Source organism: Enterococcus malodoratus, assembly GCF_027659535.1.
GTDB classification, from domain to species: domain Bacteria; phylum Bacillota; class Bacilli; order Lactobacillales; family Enterococcaceae; genus Enterococcus_A; species Enterococcus_A malodoratus.
In genome coordinates this window covers 116,615-133,674 of the sequence record NZ_JAQDPG010000004.1, presented here as the reverse complement: position 1 = coordinate 133,674, position 17,060 = coordinate 116,615, and the positions used below count along the sequence as shown (strand labels likewise).

At 41.9% G+C, this 17,060-nt stretch carries 15 protein-coding genes; all 15 read left to right on the top strand.

Annotated elements, in window-relative coordinates:
- The first annotated feature begins 120 nt into the window (after positions 1–120).
- The 15 genes from PGP85_RS08290 to PGP85_RS08220 all read left to right on the top strand — a co-directional run bounded on the left by PGP85_RS08290 (position 121) and on the right by PGP85_RS08220 (position 17,016).
- The gene (locus PGP85_RS08290) at positions 121–1,413 is read left to right on the top strand and encodes a cytosine permease (protein WP_010741595.1); all 1,293 of its coding nucleotides are present in this window, start codon (positions 121–123) and stop codon (positions 1,411–1,413) included.
- 3 nt (positions 1,414–1,416) lie between these two features.
- Positions 1,417–2,514 carry a DUF917 domain-containing protein gene (locus PGP85_RS08285; protein WP_010741596.1) on the top strand — a complete coding sequence of 366 codons (1,098 nt, stop codon included), beginning with the start codon at positions 1,417–1,419 and terminating at the stop codon, positions 2,512–2,514.
- Positions 2,502–4,085 carry a hydantoinase/oxoprolinase N-terminal domain-containing protein gene (locus PGP85_RS08280; RefSeq protein ID WP_010741597.1) on the top strand — a complete coding sequence of 528 codons (1,584 nt, stop codon included), beginning with the start codon at positions 2,502–2,504 and terminating at the stop codon, positions 4,083–4,085. Before PGP85_RS08285 ends, PGP85_RS08280 begins: the two co-directional genes overlap by 13 nt.
- Positions 4,086–4,274: 189 nt before the next feature.
- Complete coding sequence (gene selD / locus PGP85_RS08275) at positions 4,275–5,297, top strand: selenide, water dikinase SelD (RefSeq protein ID WP_010741598.1); 1,023 nt, start codon at positions 4,275–4,277, stop codon at positions 5,295–5,297.
- 13 nt (positions 5,298–5,310) lie between these two features.
- Positions 5,311–5,901: a sulfurtransferase-like selenium metabolism protein YedF gene (gene yedF / locus PGP85_RS08270; RefSeq protein ID WP_010741599.1), complete on the top strand. Its 591-nt coding sequence runs from the start codon at positions 5,311–5,313 to the stop codon at positions 5,899–5,901.
- A 145-nt stretch (positions 5,902–6,046) separates the two neighbouring features.
- Complete coding sequence (locus PGP85_RS08265; protein ID WP_010741600.1) at positions 6,047–6,313, top strand: DUF3343 domain-containing protein; 267 nt, start codon at positions 6,047–6,049, stop codon at positions 6,311–6,313.
- Between the two features lie 4 nt (positions 6,314–6,317).
- A complete protein-coding gene (selB, locus tag PGP85_RS08260; RefSeq protein WP_010741601.1) occupies positions 6,318–8,207 on the top strand; it encodes a selenocysteine-specific translation elongation factor in 1,890 nt (629 codons plus the stop codon).
- Between the two features lie 34 nt (positions 8,208–8,241).
- The gene (locus tag PGP85_RS08255) at positions 8,242–9,366 is read left to right on the top strand and encodes an aminotransferase class V-fold PLP-dependent enzyme (RefSeq protein ID WP_270327012.1); all 1,125 of its coding nucleotides are present in this window, start codon (positions 8,242–8,244) and stop codon (positions 9,364–9,366) included.
- 15 nt (positions 9,367–9,381) lie between these two features.
- Positions 9,382–10,758 carry an L-seryl-tRNA(Sec) selenium transferase gene (gene selA / locus PGP85_RS08250; protein ID WP_010741603.1) on the top strand — a complete coding sequence of 459 codons (1,377 nt, stop codon included), beginning with the start codon at positions 9,382–9,384 and terminating at the stop codon, positions 10,756–10,758.
- Complete coding sequence (locus PGP85_RS08245) at positions 10,759–11,277, top strand: CD3072 family TudS-related putative desulfidase (protein WP_333490236.1); 519 nt, start codon at positions 10,759–10,761, stop codon at positions 11,275–11,277.
- On the top strand, positions 11,270–11,815 hold the full coding sequence (locus PGP85_RS08240) for a CD3073 family putative ECF transporter S component (protein ID WP_010741605.1): 546 nt from the start codon (positions 11,270–11,272) through the stop codon (positions 11,813–11,815). Before PGP85_RS08245 ends, PGP85_RS08240 begins: the two co-directional genes overlap by 8 nt.
- Positions 11,816–12,266: 451 nt before the next feature.
- A complete protein-coding gene (gene abc-f, locus PGP85_RS08235) occupies positions 12,267–13,844 on the top strand; it encodes a ribosomal protection-like ABC-F family protein (RefSeq protein WP_010741607.1) in 1,578 nt (525 codons plus the stop codon).
- A 198-nt stretch (positions 13,845–14,042) separates the two neighbouring features.
- Positions 14,043–14,402 (top strand): YxeA family protein, encoded by a 360-nt coding sequence (locus PGP85_RS08230; RefSeq protein ID WP_270327009.1) that lies wholly within the window; start codon positions 14,043–14,045, stop codon positions 14,400–14,402.
- A gap of 48 nt (positions 14,403–14,450) precedes the next feature.
- Positions 14,451–15,203 (top strand): ABC transporter ATP-binding protein, encoded by a 753-nt coding sequence (locus PGP85_RS08225; RefSeq protein WP_010741609.1) that lies wholly within the window; start codon positions 14,451–14,453, stop codon positions 15,201–15,203.
- A 10-nt stretch (positions 15,204–15,213) separates the two neighbouring features.
- Positions 15,214–17,016, top strand: a complete 1,803-nt coding sequence (locus tag PGP85_RS08220; protein WP_270327007.1) for an FtsX-like permease family protein — start codon at positions 15,214–15,216, stop codon at positions 17,014–17,016.
- Positions 17,017–17,060 lie beyond the last annotated feature (44 nt).

The following is a 17,060-nucleotide window of genomic DNA, read 5'->3' as shown; positions in this document are numbered from 1 at the left end:
TTGTCAATAGTGACAAAACAGCTTCTTTTCTTTTGTCTTAATAACATAGCCATGGTTTTCTCATTTGGTTATAATGATAAAATATTTATTTATCAGAATATTCAGAAATGAGGGGGATATATGGAGGAAGTAGCAGAAACAAATTCGGGAAATTATGAAAGAGAGCGGGTACCTGAGAAAGATCGAAAACGCTGGTTGTCTATCAGCATGGTTTGGATCGCGATTGGGATTGATTTATCTGGGATGTTTATGGGGGTGGCGTTGTCACAAGGAATGGCCTTTTGGACAGCGATATCCGCAGTGGCGATAGGATCGATTATTCTAGGAGTTTTGGCAGTCGGAACGACCTATATCGGTGCCAAAGCGGGCTTATCTACAGGAATGATATCCAGAATTTCTTTCGGGAAAAAAGGGGCTTCATTGATGGGCGCGATTATGGGGATTTCTTCATTGGGTTGGTTTGGTGTCCAGATCGGTTTCTTTGCGGAAAACATCGGCTCTGCGATTAGTCAATTGACGAATACGGCAGTCCCCTCTTGGCTATTATCTTTGATTGGCGGCAGTTTAATGATGCTTTCGGCATTTTGGGGTTATCAAGCGATTGAAAAGCTTTGTACTTATTCAGTTCCGTTGTTAGCGGCGCTGATCATTATTGCGACAATCATGTCGATAAATAAAAACGGTGCAGCAGGCTTGGCTATTCCACCGCAGGGGTCTACTACTTCCTTTGGTCTGGCGGTCTCTCTTGTAATTGGGGTGTATATGGTAGGCGTGGTGATGGCTCCGGATGTTGCTCGTTGGGCACAAAATCCAAAACAAGCGATGATTGCGGGCTTTGTTGGTTTCACGATTGGGAATAGTTTCATGATCATTATTTCATTGATCTTAGTGAAAGTAATGAATACTTCTGATCTTACAGCTGTATTCTTTACTTTAGGACTGGGAATTCCGTCTATTTTGGTTTTGACCTTGGCACAATGGACAACTAACACAAACAATCTTTATTCTGCATCTTTGGATTTTTCGATCGTATTCAAACGAGTGAACCCTAAAATCATTACTGTTACTTGTGGTTCCTTAGGCATTTTGATGGCGATGTTTGGGATTTATGGCATGTTTGAAAATTTCTTGTCGATTGTTACAGTTTTAGTTTCTCCGATTGCTGGAATCTACATGATTGACTATTTCTTTTATAAGGAAAAGTATGAATTCTCTTATGAGGAAAAATTACAAGATTATTATCCAATATCAATTATCTCTTGGGTGATTGGCAGTACCATTGCGTTTATGACAAGTCAGCCTCCTGCAGGTTTTGGTCTGTTTACTTTGACGAACGTCTCTGCACTGGATGGCATTTTAGTAGCTGGAATTAGCTATTTTGTTTTGACAAAACTGAATAAAGGACGGAAATAGTTCATGAAATGGATAACAGTAGAAGATTTAGAGAATATTTCAATTGGGGCTACCTTGTTGGGAACCGGTGGAGGGGGCGATCCCTTTGTTGGCAAATTAATGGCGTTACAGGCGATTCAAAAATATGGACCGGTCAAGGTTTTACAATTAGACGAGCTGAATGATGATGATTTAGTCATGCCTGTTGGCTCAATAGGTGCGCCTTCTGTATCCAATGAAAAAATTGCATCAGAGGAAGAAATATATGCTCCTGCAGAGGTATTAAAAGAGTTTTTCCCTGAACGGACACAAGCGATTATGCCGATTGAAATTGGTGGTGGAAATTCGTTGTTGCCGATTGCCTGTGCGGCCAAAATGGGCCTGCCGATCGTTGATGCTGATGCAATGGGGCGCGCCTTTCCAGAGTCACAAATGGTGACGTTCTTTTTGAAAGGCTATCAGCCGGAAATTGTCGCGATGGCGGACAGTCAAGGCAATCGCATTGTTTACTATCCGAAGGACGGAGAGTGGTCGGAAAAAATCGCACGCTCGATCACAGACGTTATGGGCGGCAGTGCCAATATGGTAGATAATGTTTTCCCCGGGAAAATCGTTAAAGAATGTGGAATCGGTGGAACGTTAACATTGGCAAAAAAAATTGGTGAAGAATTAACAAGTTTCAGCGAAACCACGTCTCCTGTAAATCGACTGTTAACAATTTTGAATGGTTTTTCATTATTTGAGGGAAAAATCAATCATATTGAACGAAATGTAGAGGGCGGATTTACCAAGGGAAGAGCTACGCTTGCCGGAATAAGCGGAAACAAAAATGAAACATTAGAGCTGCTTTTTCAAAATGAGTTGCTACTTGCCAAGAAGGATGGTGCCGTTCTTGCTTCGACACCAGATTTGATTTGTGCATTGGATTATGAAACAGGGCGGCCCATTACTACAGAGACATTACGCTATGGTTCGCGGATTCATGTTATTGCGTTACCTAGTGATCCTAAATGGCGAACTGAAAAAGGAATTGATGTTGCAGGTCCGAAATACTTTGGTTACGACATAGAGTTCAAACCTGTGGAAGAATTGATGGGAGAAAAAAGTATATGTATCGATTAGGCATAGATGTTGGTGGCACAAACACAGATTGTGCGATTCTAGATGAGAATTTAAATTGTATAGGAAAAACCAAAAGTCCTACGATGGAGGATGTTAGTCAAGGAATTAATGTAGCGATAAAAAAGATTTTGAAAGAAACCAAAATTTCAACAGAAAAAATTGATGTTGTGATGTTAGGAACCACTCATTGCACAAATGCGATTGTCCAGCGAAAAGAATTAAGTAAAATTGGGATCATTCGTTTAGCAAAACCGGCAACAACTGCGGTTGCTCCGATGGTGGGATGGCCTGAGGAACTTTCGACTCAAATGAACACACAAATATTTATCGCTTCTGGCGGTTATGAATATAATGGGAAACAGATTGCTGAAGTTGATGAAAATGAAATTCGCGAAATTTGCCGGCAGATGCGAGGAAGAGTTGAAGCCGTAGCCGTTGTAGGAGTTTTCTCTCCAGTGAGCAATGTGCAGGAAAATCAAGTTGCAGCAATCGTGGAAGAAGAACTGTCTGTTCCGGTAACTTTATCAAGTGAAATTGGATCAGTTGGACTGTTAGAAAGAGAAAATGCGAGTATTTTAAACGCAGCTCTTACACAAACGATTTCCAAGATGATCAACGGGTTAAAACAGGCTTTGAAAAATAATAAACTCGAAGTAGATGTGTTCATCTGTCAAAATGATGGGACATTGATGGACTTGGAAAAGGCCTTAAATTATCCAGTGCTCACGATCGGATGCGGCCCAACAAACTCTATTCGTGGCGCTGCACATTTGAGTTCTCTAGATGATGCTCTAGTAGTCGATGTTGGTGGCACGACAACAGACATCGGTGTATTGAAAAAAGGATTTCCACGCGAATCCTCATTGGCGACGACCATTGGCGGAATTAGAACAAATTTTCGAATGCCAGATGTTCTTTCCATCGGTTTAGGTGGGGGAACCATTATTCATACAGAGGGTGGGCTGAAAGTCGGGCCAGATAGTTTAGGCTATCGCATACTGGAAGAAAGCCTATCTTTCGGTGGAGAGGTCTTGTGTACGACGGATATTGCGATTGCTAATCAGAACAGTCACCCAGTAAACGGAGCGGTTTCGCAGAGTTTAGATGAAACGATCGTTTGCGATGCCAAGCAAACAATTAAAGAAATGATCGAAGATGCGATTGACCAAATGAAAACGGACAGCCAAGAAATACCGGTTATTTTAGTTGGAGGAGGAAGTATTATACTGCCTCAAACGATGGATGGAGTATCTGAGGTGATCATTCCAGACAATTATGATGCTGCCAACGCTATTGGTGCAGCTCTTGGGGAAGTTTCCGGTGAGGTGAACTCTGTGTATTCATTGGAGAAACAGACACAAGAAGAGGTAGTAGCGATTGCTATTGATTCTGCTAGACAAGAAGCGATTCATTCTGGTGCAGCACAAGAAACGTTGAAAACAGTTTTTGTGGAAGTTATTCCATTGGCGTATTTGCCAAAACAAGCGGTAAATATCAAAGTAAAAGTGGCAGGTAAGTTAAGTTTTTCAAAAATGCCAACAACCAAGGACCGTGTTAAAAGTTTCACTTAATATGTAGTAGTCAAAAAGCATTTCCTAACATTTAGGAGATGCTTTTTATGATAGATCGGTCTTGAACCGAACAGAGGTATTTAAAACGGTTTTATGAAGCAGTAGAATCGTTATAAATTGAGTAGAAATATACGTGGAGAAACAAAAAGTAAACTGTTATAATAGAAACCGTGAAGGATGGTGGAACGTATGGAGACAGTCCAACAATTGATCGTCTGCGGCGGATGTAATGCAAAAATTGGGCCAGGAAATCTTGGCGATTTATTGGCAGATTTGCCAAAATCAACGAATAAGAATTTGTTGGTGGGATTTGATTCGACCGATGATGCTGCTGTTATTAAATTAAGAGATGATTTAGCGATTATTCAAACACTAGATTTTTTCCCAACAATGGTAACTGATCCCTATCTTTTTGGAAAAATTGCAGCCGCAAATGCTCTAAGCGATGTGTATGCGATGGGCGGCGAAGTGTTGTCAGCACTTAATATTGTCGCTTTTCCAGAAGAAAAGGATTTAAATATTTTAAAGGAAATTTTACGCGGTGGCGCTGAAAAGGTACAGGAAGCCGGTGCAATTTTGGCAGGTGGACACTCAATTCATGATCAGTCGGTGAAGTACGGATTATCCGTTACTGGTACGATTGATCCAAATAAGATTTATCAAAATAATACTTGTCAGTTGGGAGACCATCTGATTTTAACCAAACCATTGGGTGTGAGCATCATTACCGTGGGCTACAGTGCAGAAGAAATCAGTGAAGAGGCATTTGTGAAAGCAACCACGAGCATGGAAACATTAAACAAGTATGCGATGGATATCATTCGCAAATATTCGATTAACAGCTGCACGGATGTGACTGGTTTTGGTTTGGCTGGACATTTACATGAGATGACGAATGGTCGTTTCAGTGCAGAAATTCAATCAAAGAATCTTCCTTATTTCCCGGAAGCTTATCAAGGCGCGAAAGAGTTTATCTTAACTGCGGGTGGGCAACGGAATCGGAATTATATGGAAGATAAAATGGATTTTCAGATTGATGATTTTGGTATTGAAGAATTATTGTTTGATCCGCAAACTTCAGGCGGTCTTTTAGTAAGTGTGCCGGCGGAGGAAGTGGAGGCCTTACTCCAAGAATTACAAGCGGCTGATATTCCGGCGCAAGATTTTGGTAAGGTTGTTGAAAAACAAGAAAAAGAACTAATTGTTTACTAGAAAGGTGGATAATATGTTTAAAATTGATGCTTTAGGTAAGGCTTGTCCGTTACCAGTAATTGAAACGAAAAAAGCACTGCGGGAACATGAAGTGGTGCAAACGTTAGTGGATAATGAAATTGCTACGCAAAATTTAAGGAAAATGGCGGAACAGCTTGGCTATATTTACCAAATGGATCAGGATGCGCCAAATCATTATATCGTGGTTATTTCAAAAGGGAATGCGGATCTGACTGACGAAACGCTGCAAGTATCTGAACCCGCAGCTACGGTGGACGATTATATCGTAGTAGTGGACACCAATGTTATGGGACGCGGTTCCGATGAATTAGGGAAAAACCTTTTGAAAGGCTTTATTTATTCGTTAACAGAACAAGACGTATTGCCGGAAAAGGTTATTTTCTATAATGGCGGTGTGCATTCAGTTGTAGCCGATTCTGACTCTTTGGAAGACTTGAAAGGATTGTCAGAGCAAGGGGTGGAAATTTACGCGTGCGGTGCTTGTTTGAACTTTTATGAGCTGACCGCTGCGGTTGGTGAAGTCACTAATATGTATCGCATCGTAGAGATGATGCGCCAAGCGCCAAAAATTGTTAAACCATAAAACGTTCTTTTTCGCGCTGCAGCAGGCTGATAGATAGAAAAACCGCTCATTATTTATGAGCAAACTAAATTTTAGATGGCTTGAAAATAAGGTTAATTTTTCCCAAGAGAAATTAATACTTCATCATGAAAAAGGAGCAGTTTTTATGCAGACATACGGAGTTGCATTGTTTTATTCAACCCGGGAGGCCATGAAAGCTGAGAAAATTGCGAAGGAAGCCCAACTTGCCGTTCGAATCATTCCCACACCGGAAAAGATTCATGCTAGTTGCGGCTTTTCTTTGAAATATCCGCTGAATGAGGAGGACTCTTTATCCTCATTGCTCGCTGAGGGAGAGATTGCTTCAGAGGGATTTTATCATGCGATCCAAGAGGGCTTGAAGACAGAATATACGTTGATTCAGAAAGGATAAATAAATGGCAAATATTGTGATTGGAACGGCCGGGCATATTGATCATGGAAAAACAACTTTGATCAAGGCCTTGACCGGAATCGAGACAGATACGACCAGCGAAGAAAAGAAGCGCGGGATGTCAATCAATTTAGGTTTCGCGTATTTAGATCTGCCTAACAATAAACGTGTCGGGATTGTTGATGTACCGGGTCACGAAAAATTTATCAAAAATATGGTGGCAGGATTGCCAGGAATTAATCTGGTTTTGTTAGTGATTGATGCGGCGGAAGGAATCATGCCGCAAACGAAGGAACATATAGATATTTTAACTTTGCTGGGGATTCGCGATTTCTTGATCGTTTTGACTAAAGTCGATACGGTCGATCCTGATTTGAAAGAATTGGTTGTTGAGGATATTCGTGAGCAGTTGGCGGATACACCGTTGGCTGAGGCGGATTTGATTGAGACAGATGCGGTAACTGGAACCGGAATCAAGGAGTTGCTGGAGAAAATTCAAGAGCATTCAGAGGAAGTAAAGGAACGTTCTGGGAGCGGCTCGGCCCGCCTGAATGTTGATCGCGTTTTTAGCGTCAAAGGTTTTGGTACGGTCGTTACAGGAACGCTATTGGATGGCTCAATCAATGCAGGCGATGATCTATATCTTTATCCAAGTCAGAAAAAAACGCGGGTACGGAATATTCAAGTTCACGAGACGGATGTAAAAAGTGCTCAATCGGGACAACGAACGGCCTTGAATTTGGCAAATATTGCTACTGATGAAGTTCAACGGGGCGATGTTTTATCGGTGTCGGAAAAACTGGAAGATACTTGGATGTTGGATGTGAAAGTCACCTGCCTGTCTGAAGTAGAGGGCGGAATAGGTTTATGGGATCGTGTCCGCTTATTAGTTGGCACGCGCGAAGTGATGGCGCGAACGGTACCGTTAGGAGTCGATTGGATTGGACCAGGTGAAGAGGGGTTCTTGCAGCTGCGTCTAGAAGAGCAAGTCGCAGTTAAGGAACGCGACCGATTCATCTTACGATCGTATTCACCGATGCGCACAATTGCTGGGGGTGAGGTATTAGATGCCGCACCGCACAAACATCGTCGCTTTAAAGTTGAGATTCTTGAGAGTCTAAAAGCGAAAGAAGAAGGCAGCTTGGATGAATTAATTATTGATTTCATGATCAATAAGAAACAGCCTTTCACGAAGGAAAAAGAATTACTTGAATATTTGGGGACAGCTAAAGAGGAATTGCAGCCGATTGTAGCCGAGATGGTTACTGAAGGTCGCGTGATCGAAACCAAAGTAGGGTATTTGGCACAAGCAAGCTACAAGAAATTAGCGGATCGTTCAACAGAAATTTTGGCTGCTTATCATAAGCAATATCGTTTACGTTATGGAATGCCTTTGGAAGAATTCCGTTCGCGGATGCGCAGTGTTCTTGCCGAAAAAGAAATTTCAGCTTTGATCGGGTTGATGAAAGAGGACTTAGTCAAAGAAGCGAATGACAAAATCGCTTTAGTAGATTTCGAGGTTACCTTTAATAAATACCAGCAGGAAGCGAAAGAAAAAATCGAAAAGGTTTTAGCTAAAAACAGCTTCACCCCGGTTAAAAAAGAAGAATTATTCGATCTGGATAAAAATGCCGAGGAAGTGTTAGAAGCTTTGGATGGTGATACGGTTGTCTTCTTGACCCACGAGTATGTTTTATTAGGCAAAGTATTCGATCAAGCGGTAAAAATGATTCAGGACTATATCGCAGAACATGAGCAGATGACTTTAGGCGATTTTCGTGATTTGACCAACTCTAGTAGAAAAGCATCGATGTTGATTTTGGAATATATGGATAAGCAAGAAATCACAAAACGAGTAGAAAACTATCGTGTTTTAGGGAATCGATCCAATTAAATCAATAATAGAATTAGGAAAGGAGGGAAATTAAATGGGGATTTATATGGATAATGCTGCCACGACGGCTCAAAAACCTGCGGATGTGGCAGAGGCGATGACGAAAATTTTACAAGGCGAGTACGGCAATCCTTCTCGGGGGGCGCATGGGTATTCTTTAGCCGGTTTTCGCGTCGCTGAAGAGGCTCGTGAACAGGTAAAAAAATTATTTCAAGCAGATCAACGTTATGAAGCGGCTTTTACCAATAATGCTACCGTTGCATTGAATGAAGTGTTAAAAGGCTTGATTCAAGCAGGGGATCATGTGATTACCACTGATTGGGAGCATAACTCAGTTTTACGCCCGTTGTATCAGCTGGAGAAGCAGGGTGCTAGTTTTGACGTGATATCCAGCGAGGCTGTGACTGGTCGTTTGAATTATGGGGAGTTTGTGGAATATCTCCGCCCGGAAACGAAGGCTGTAATCTGCAATCATGCCAGCAATGTTACGGGCAATCTATTAGATCTTGAATGGGTCAAAGATTTTTGCGAGAAGCATCAGTTGTATCTAATCATTGATGCCTCACAAACAGCCGGGGTTGTTCCAATCGATCTTAGTGATGGGAAAATTTCAGCGGTGTGTTTTACCGGTCACAAATCTCTCTATGGTCCGCAAGGGACGGGCGGTGTTTGTCTGCGAAAAAATCTGCCCATAGAACCTGTTTTGACTGGCGGAGACGGCATGCAGTCTTTCTCAAAAGTGCAGCCTAAGGAATTACCGACTTTATTAGAAGCAGGCACATTGAACATCCCTGGATTGGCTGGATTAACTGCTAGTATTCAGTGGCTGCAAGCAAAAGAAGCAAGGCCGGAGCTGGGTGAGTATTTTTATCAAGGATTAGAGGAAATAGCCGGCTTGACGATTTATGGGGATTTTACTGGTGCACGGGTAGATGTTTTTTCTATCAATATCAAAGATGCCGAATCGGCGATCGTCAGTGATCTTTTGTGGGAGGGGTTTAGTATTGCTACTCGCCCCGGATATCATTGCGCTCCGTTGATGCACAATGCGTTAGGAACGGCTGATCGCGGAACGGTCCGCATCTCTTTTTCAAGTTTTACTACCAAGGCTGAGGTCGACGAAGTTTTGGCAGCACTAAGAAATCTGGCGTTACGCTAAGAAAGCAGGTGGCACATGTCAAAAGAGATTCAAAAAATTTTAGCAAGCTTGCCTTCAGTGGATATTTTATTGAAGCAAATCGATTCGAACTATCCTCATGGAAAAGCGAAAGAGGCAACACAACAAGTTTTAGCGAACCTTCGGAAAGAAGTGGTTGAGGGGACACGGCAAACAGCGTTTGATCAAGCAGAAATCTTATCGCTGGTTCAAAAACAGTTAGAAGAAAAGGAATTTTCATTGCGTCGCGTGATTAATGGAACGGGAACGGTAATCCATACGAATTTAGGGCGTTCTTTATTGAGTGCCAAGACGCAAGAACAATTGCTGGCGACCAGTTTTCATTACTCAAATTTAGAACTTGATTTAGAAAATGGAAAACGCGGTTCACGTTACAGCCATTTAGTCTCAATCGTGAAGAAACTCACAGGGGCAGAGGATGTCTTAGTCGTAAACAACAACGCAGCAGCGGTGCTGTTGGTTCTGAGCAGCTTGACGAAAGAAACAGAGGTACTGGTTTCGCGGGGTGAGTTAGTGGAAATTGGCGGAGCATTTCGAATCCCGGATGTGATTACTTCAAGCGGCGGGACAATCGCAGAAGTAGGGACTACTAACAAAACACATCTAACTGACTACGAAAAGGCGCTGACTGAAGAAACCGGGGCTATTTTAAAAGTACACACCAGTAATTATCGAATCGTCGGATTCACTGAAACACCAGCATTAACTGATTTAGCCGAACTGGCTCACGCGAATAATTTGCCGTTAATCAACGATTTGGGAAGCGGCTTATTATTAGATATGCGCCCATTCGGGTTACCTTACGAACCAACAGTAAAAGAGGTTTTGGACCAAGGCTGTGATGTTGTGACTTTCAGCGGTGATAAATTATTAGGCGGACCACAGGCGGGAATCATTGTCGGCAAACGAGAGTACATCGAAAAGATGAAGAAAAATCAATTGCTGCGGGCATTGCGGATCGATAAGATGACGCTGAGTGCCTTAGAAGCAACACTGGCTTTGTATCTTGATGAAAAAGAAGCCTTACAATCAGTGCCAACGTTACAAATGATTGGGTTAAGCGAAGAGGATTGTTTAGGAAAGGCTGCTGAACTAGCGGCAATGCTGCAACCCCTTGCTGAACTAAGTGTGAAGATCGAAAAAGACACGAGTAAAATTGGCGGCGGTTCTTATCCGGAGCATTTGCTGCCGACCTATGCTGTAGTTTTAAGCAGTGAGCGCTTTACAGCCGATATTTTACAAGAAAAGCTGCGTTTTTCGGCGACACCAATTATCACGCGGATAAAAAATGATTGCAATTATCTTGATCTACGGACGATTTCATTGGAAGAATTTCCAACGATCTTAGAGAGCTTGCAAGAAATTTTTAAATAAATCAAAGGAGGAAGGAGTATTCAACCACAGAAGCAATTAGTTGCCGTATCTCATTGTGTTTTGAATCAAAATGCAGTGATTCATGGCTGGGAGCGGGCACGCGGAGCATTTCCATTTGCGATCGATTTGTTGAGTCGCGGAGTTGCTCTGATTCAATTGCCGTGTCCAGAATTTATTGTATTAGGTGGCGGACGTCCGCCGATGACCTACGAAGAGTATCGAGATTTACCCGCTTTTCGTCAGCAGTGTCAAGCAATGCTGCAACCGATGATCCAGCAGATCCAAGCTTATCAAATGGAGGGGTATCAGTATCTCGGCGTAATCGGAATCAATGAAAGCCCGAATTGTTCGATTAGCGGACAACGCGGCGTTTTAATGGAAGAGTTTTTTGCGGAATGTCAAAAGGCTCAAATTGGAACCAATTTTTTAGAAGTGCCCACGTGGTACACCGAGGAAGCTCGGGGTGATTTTAATGAACAGTTGCAAATGTTTTTAGAAAGAGGGGTAAGGAATGAATAGTAAAGCAAAAGTGATCGCGATGTGTGCCATCGCGGTAGCGTTGAATGTTGTGTTGGGAGAAGCGGTATCGATGTTGAGTATTCCGTTATTGTTCTTAGATACGATGGGAACGATTTTTATCGCAGCAAATTTCGGCATGAGTTATGGGATTTTAACAGGGGTGTCAACGAACCTATTGATGGGAATGATCAGCGGTCCGTTATCAATTCCATTTGCTTTAGTGAATGTGGCAGTAGCGGTCATCGTAGCATTGCTGGCGAAAAAAGGCTTTGGTTATAAACAAGCACTGATCGCCGGCGTATTATTAGCATTTATTTGTCCAATGATTGGTGCACCGATTCGTTTGGCCCTATTTGGCGGATTTACCGGATCGGGTACGGATATCGTTATTATGGCGCTTAGAGCTTCAGGGAAAGAAATGATCAGTGCAACATATTGGGGCGCTGTAACCGGCAATTTCGTTGATAAAATCGTCTCGTGTTTATTAGTCGCTTGGTTTATCAAATTGCCGCAAATGAAACGTTTCGCAGTTAAATGAGCATGAGTATCTTCTAAGGCTGAGGTTCTTAGTCTAGAAAATTTAGAGTGAGCTAGTATCAACAGTAAAAAAGTTGAGACTAGCTTATTTTTTTGTCTTTCATTCAGCTAAGCGGTTTGTGGAAAGGTTTTCTTTTCTATCGGATTCGATTATGCTATTCTATAGGTAATTATTAAACGAGGGGAGGAATTTACACATGGTCTGTATGTCAAAAATAACGATGAATCAAGATAATTTACGATTCCATATCAGCTTTTGTCATACGCTTACCTTTAAAACTGTGGTCAAGGGAGCAGTCTGCCCAAAATTACATGATTTTAAAGAAAATACGTGACCATGCGATAAAATCCTTCATAAATGGAATTTTAATGAATAACAAGGTCGTGTATGGGTCAACCCTGCACGGCTTTTTCTATTTTTCGCTTGGTCTTGATCTAAGGAGACGAAGACGATGCTGATTCAAGCAAACAATATAACAAAGAATTTTAGTACTACTCCAGTCTTTAGAGAGTTGACGATCGCAATTAATTCTGGCGATAAGATTGGTTTAGTTGGAATGAATGGGTGCGGCAAGAGTACCTTATTACGAATTTTGACCGGGGAAGAAGGAATCAACGGCGGTACTATTGCCCGTCAAAAGGGCTTAACAATCGGCTATGTTCCACAAAAATTATCTTCTAGTGAGAAAATTGTCAAAGATTATTTGTTCGACAGCTTTGAGGAAGTAGGGAAATTACGGGAGAAGTTAGGATTATTGGAAGAGGAAATGGCCGATCCGAAGGAAGATATTGAGCGGTTGTTGATTAAATATGGCCGACTGCAAGAAATATATGAGGAGTCTGGCGGCTACACCTTGGAAGATCGAATTAGCAGTACGTTGAAGGGGCTGGGTGTTGCGGATAAACTTGAGGTTCCGCTATCTTCGCTGAGCGGTGGTCAGCGAGTTCGGGTCGAATTGGCGCGAGCGCTGACAGAATCGGCGGACGTATTGTTATTGGATGAACCGACCAATCATTTGGACATTGCGGGGATTAATTGGTTAGAGAGTTATTTGAGCCACACCAAACAGGCATACTTAGTGATTTCTCATGACCGGGAATTTTTAGACAATGTCGTTGACCGAATCGTGGAGATCGAAGGCGAGCAGGCCATCAGTTATCCAGGAAATTACAGCAAGTTTGCGCAGCTCAAGCGAGAAAGAATCGCGTTATTACAAAAGAATTATGCATTGCAGCAAAAAGAAATTCAGCGCCTTCAACGAATGAGCCGGCGTTACCGTCAATGGGGTCAGGAATCGGATAATGAGGATTTTTTCCGCAAGGCCAAAGAAATCGAACGACGAACGGAAAAATTGAAGCAAGCTTTAGTAAAGCCGCCGCAATCAGGCAAGAAACGATTGCAGCAGGTTACTCAAGCCAATCGATCGGGAAAAGAAGTTCTGATAGCAGAGGGTATCGGTAAATTAGTTGGGGATCGTCTTTTATTTACGGAGTCGGATTTTATTATTTATCGGCAGGAACGTTTGGCACTAATTGGGGCTAATGGAAGCGGAAAGACGACCTTGCTGCGGTGCTTGCTGGGAGAAGACTCACCAGACGAAGGAAATATTAAGCTAGGTGCCAGTGTCAAAATTGGTTATCTGCCGCAGAAGCTGCGTTTTAAGAAACCAACGCAGCAAATTTTAACGTATGTGCGAGAAGTTGTTACGGATGAGCAAAAGGCTCGCCGCATGCTCGCGCGTTTTGGATTTTTCGCTGAAGATGTTTCCAAACGAATTCAGGATCTATCTGGCGGGGAACAAATGCGGCTGTATTTATTGCTGCTGTTACAAAGTGAAATTAATTTCCTCGTATTAGATGAACCGACGAACCACTTGGATATTGATGGCAAAGAAGAGCTGGAGGAGATTTTGACTGCTTTCGACGAGACTTTGCTGGTAGTTTCTCATGATCGGTACTTTTTGCGAAAAATCACCGAAGGGCAACTAATCATTAAAGACGAGGCGATTCGCAAAGTAGAAAAAAAGTAGTTCTTTAGCAAAACGCATAAAAATAAATCAATCGTTCGAAAACGGCTAGTATCAACGAAGTAATCGTTGGCATTAGCCGTTTTTTTGCGTAAAAAGTTCAAAATGACAAAACTGTTAGCTGATTTTAGGTTGTATCAATGGTTGAAAATTCGGGAATTTTGTATAGTTGCTCTAGAAATAAAGAAGGAGCAATTAGTTATGAAAAAAATTTTGATTGGTTTAGTTAGTTTGATCATCATCGCCTTTGTGGGCTTAAAGATAGCAGAAAAAGTTGTAGTAAGCGGAGATGGTTATTATGTCCAGATCACCACTGACGGGCAGCGTGTTGATGGTAAAGATGACAGCGGACGTCCTTATATTGATTATAAGTATTCGCTTCCGGGTTATGACAAAGAAGGCCAGAAAAAGCAGTTAGAATTTAGCGCAGCAAAAGATCGTCCCCTTCGTCGGGAAGCTTTCCTTAAAGTAACTTGGAAGAAAAGTAAGGGCGTCACCTCTTATGAAGAGGTTCAACAAAAACAAATACCGAAAAAGGCCGCGAGTAAATTAGGGCTATAAGTCTGGTTTACATTCAGGCATGGAATAAAAGGAATGAGGAGTGAAGATATGGAAAAAATCGTATCCATAAATGAAGTAAAGAAAACATATGGAAAAGGCAATCAGAAAAAGACCGAAGCCTTAAAAGGAATTTCATTTGAAGTAGAAAAAGGCGAATTTGTCGGAATCATGGGCGCTTCAGGCTCAGGTAAATCGACCTTGTTGAATTTATTAGCGACATTGGACAAGCCGACTGGTGGCAAAATCACTATTAATCAAGCCGACGTTACCAAACTATCGGGAAATCAATTAGCGGATTTTCGCAGTCGTGAGATTGGATTTATTTTCCAAGATTTTAACTTGCTGGAAAATTTAACCGCCGCCGAAAATATCGCTGTTCCACTGTCCCTTCAAGGCGTCAAGGGAAAAGAGATTCATCGACGAGTCGCCGCAGTTGCACAGCGTTTATCGATCGAAAGCATTCTGAGCAGTTATCCGGCTCAAATTTCCGGGGGACAAAAACAACGGGTCGCCGCGGCACGGGCTTTGATTACCCAACCGACCATTCTTTTGGGCGATGAACCAACGGGAGCTTTGGATTCAAATAGTGCGCGAGATTTATTGGATACAATGGAAGAATTGAATCAAAAGGATCAAGTATCGATTCTTTTAGTAACCCACGATCCTTTTTCAGCAAGCTATTGCCAACGTATTTTATTCATTAAAGACGGCGTGATCTATCAAGAGGTCAAACGCGAAAATCAAACGCGAGAAGCTTTTTATCGTCAGATTTTAAGTATTCTCGGTAATTTGGAACAGTAGGAGGGATTCGATGCTTTTAAAATTATCGCTTACTGGAATAAAAGGCCGCCTGCGAGACTATATCGTGCTCTTTTCAGGACTTGTGATGGCTTCGGGGATCTTTTATATGTTCGAAGCCTTGGCCACGAATGAAACGTTTTTAAAAAGCAATTCGATGATTTCTTCTGTCGTATTGATCTTTCATTTAAGAACCGTACTACTTTCGATTATCACGTTTGTATATATACTGTACGCCAACTCGTTCTTGATGACGATGCGGCAAAAAGATTACGCGATGTTTATGATGTTAGGAGCCAAAGGCCGTAAAATCGCCCAGTTGATCTTTATCGAAACATTTGTCGTGGGTGTCGGTGCAACGGTGGTAGGAACTGTATTGGGAATTGGTTTGAGCAGCGTAGTCCAACAATTATTGGTTCAACAATTGGCAATTAAGATTACGCATTTTACGGCAGTCAATTCATCGGCGGCCTTGTTGACCTTAGTCTTTTTTACGATCATTTTCTTGTTAGCGGCATTAGTAAATGCCATGACGATCGTGAAAAAACCGATCTTGACCTTGCTGAGAGCAAGCGAAACACCGTTGCCGGCTAATCGTAAACGGGTGACATTGGTATTTGAAGTGTTGGCAGGAATTGTTTTCTTAGGGATCGGCTATTTCATGATGGCTCAAGTAATGAAATTCGCTTTTCTAGCGTTGATCGTGGCTTTGATTACGATTATTCTTGGCACGTATTTTGTTTTTCATTCGATCTTGATTTTCGTTTTGGATGTATTGAAGCGGCGTGATGGAATTGCGTTAAAAGGCTTGAATAATTTTACGCTGTCTCAATTAAGCTTCCGAATCCAAGATTACACGAGAATTTTGTCTATGGTGGCGATGCTCTTTGCTTTGGCCTTAGGTGCAATTACGGTGGGACTAGGGTTTCACAATGAAATCACGAAAATGACCGAAGCCACATCAACCTATGATCTAGTGTTGAACAATGGACAAAACGTCAGTCAAAAGGATCTTAAAAAGATCCATTTAGCTTCTGACAACAGTTATCAGCAAAAAGAAGATAACGATACGGTTTATTATGATCGCACACAATTTGATCAGGCACCGTTATTGGTTAAGGAATTTACAGGGAGCCGTCAAACGAAAAAAGTTCACTATACTGGCGAGCAATTGGCGAATAACTTGACTGCATCCGATAAATTACGGTCTTTGGAATTGCCGGAACAAAGCGCGAAAAAGCATCAATTTTTATCTAGTGAGGAATTTGCGGCTTTACCAAGTAAAACAACCGAGCTGCGGCTAATTATGGTAGCAGATTTCGCAAAAGATAAATCCGCGTTGAAAGATTTAGCAGAAGAAAATTTCCGGCTGAATCCAACGTTGAATAAAGAAGAAGGCAGTATGACGCAAAAAGTATTGATGTACGAGCTGTATAATGCCTTATTCTCAGGTTTTGAATTCATGGGCTTCTTCTTAGGGATCGCCTTCTTGACGATGCTGGCCAGCTGTTTGATGTTCAAGATCTTGTCTGGTGCTAAAAGTGATATCCAACGTTACAGCATGCTGGAAAAAATCGGTACACGCCGCCAGCTATTACTAAAATCCATTCGGAAAGAAATTGGTGTTCTGTTCTTAGTTCCAGGTCTGTTAGGAGTCATTCATGTGTTGTTCGGACTGCAGATGTTTAAGACACTTTTGAGTGAACCCTATAACAGTATCTGGCTGCCGTTCCTGATTTTCTTTGTTCTGTATTTTGTCTATTATCTATTGACTGTATGGATCTATACAGGGATCGTCATGAAACGTGAGGCATAAAAAAACTTCCAGTTAGCAGCTGGAAGTTTCTTTTATAAGAAAGT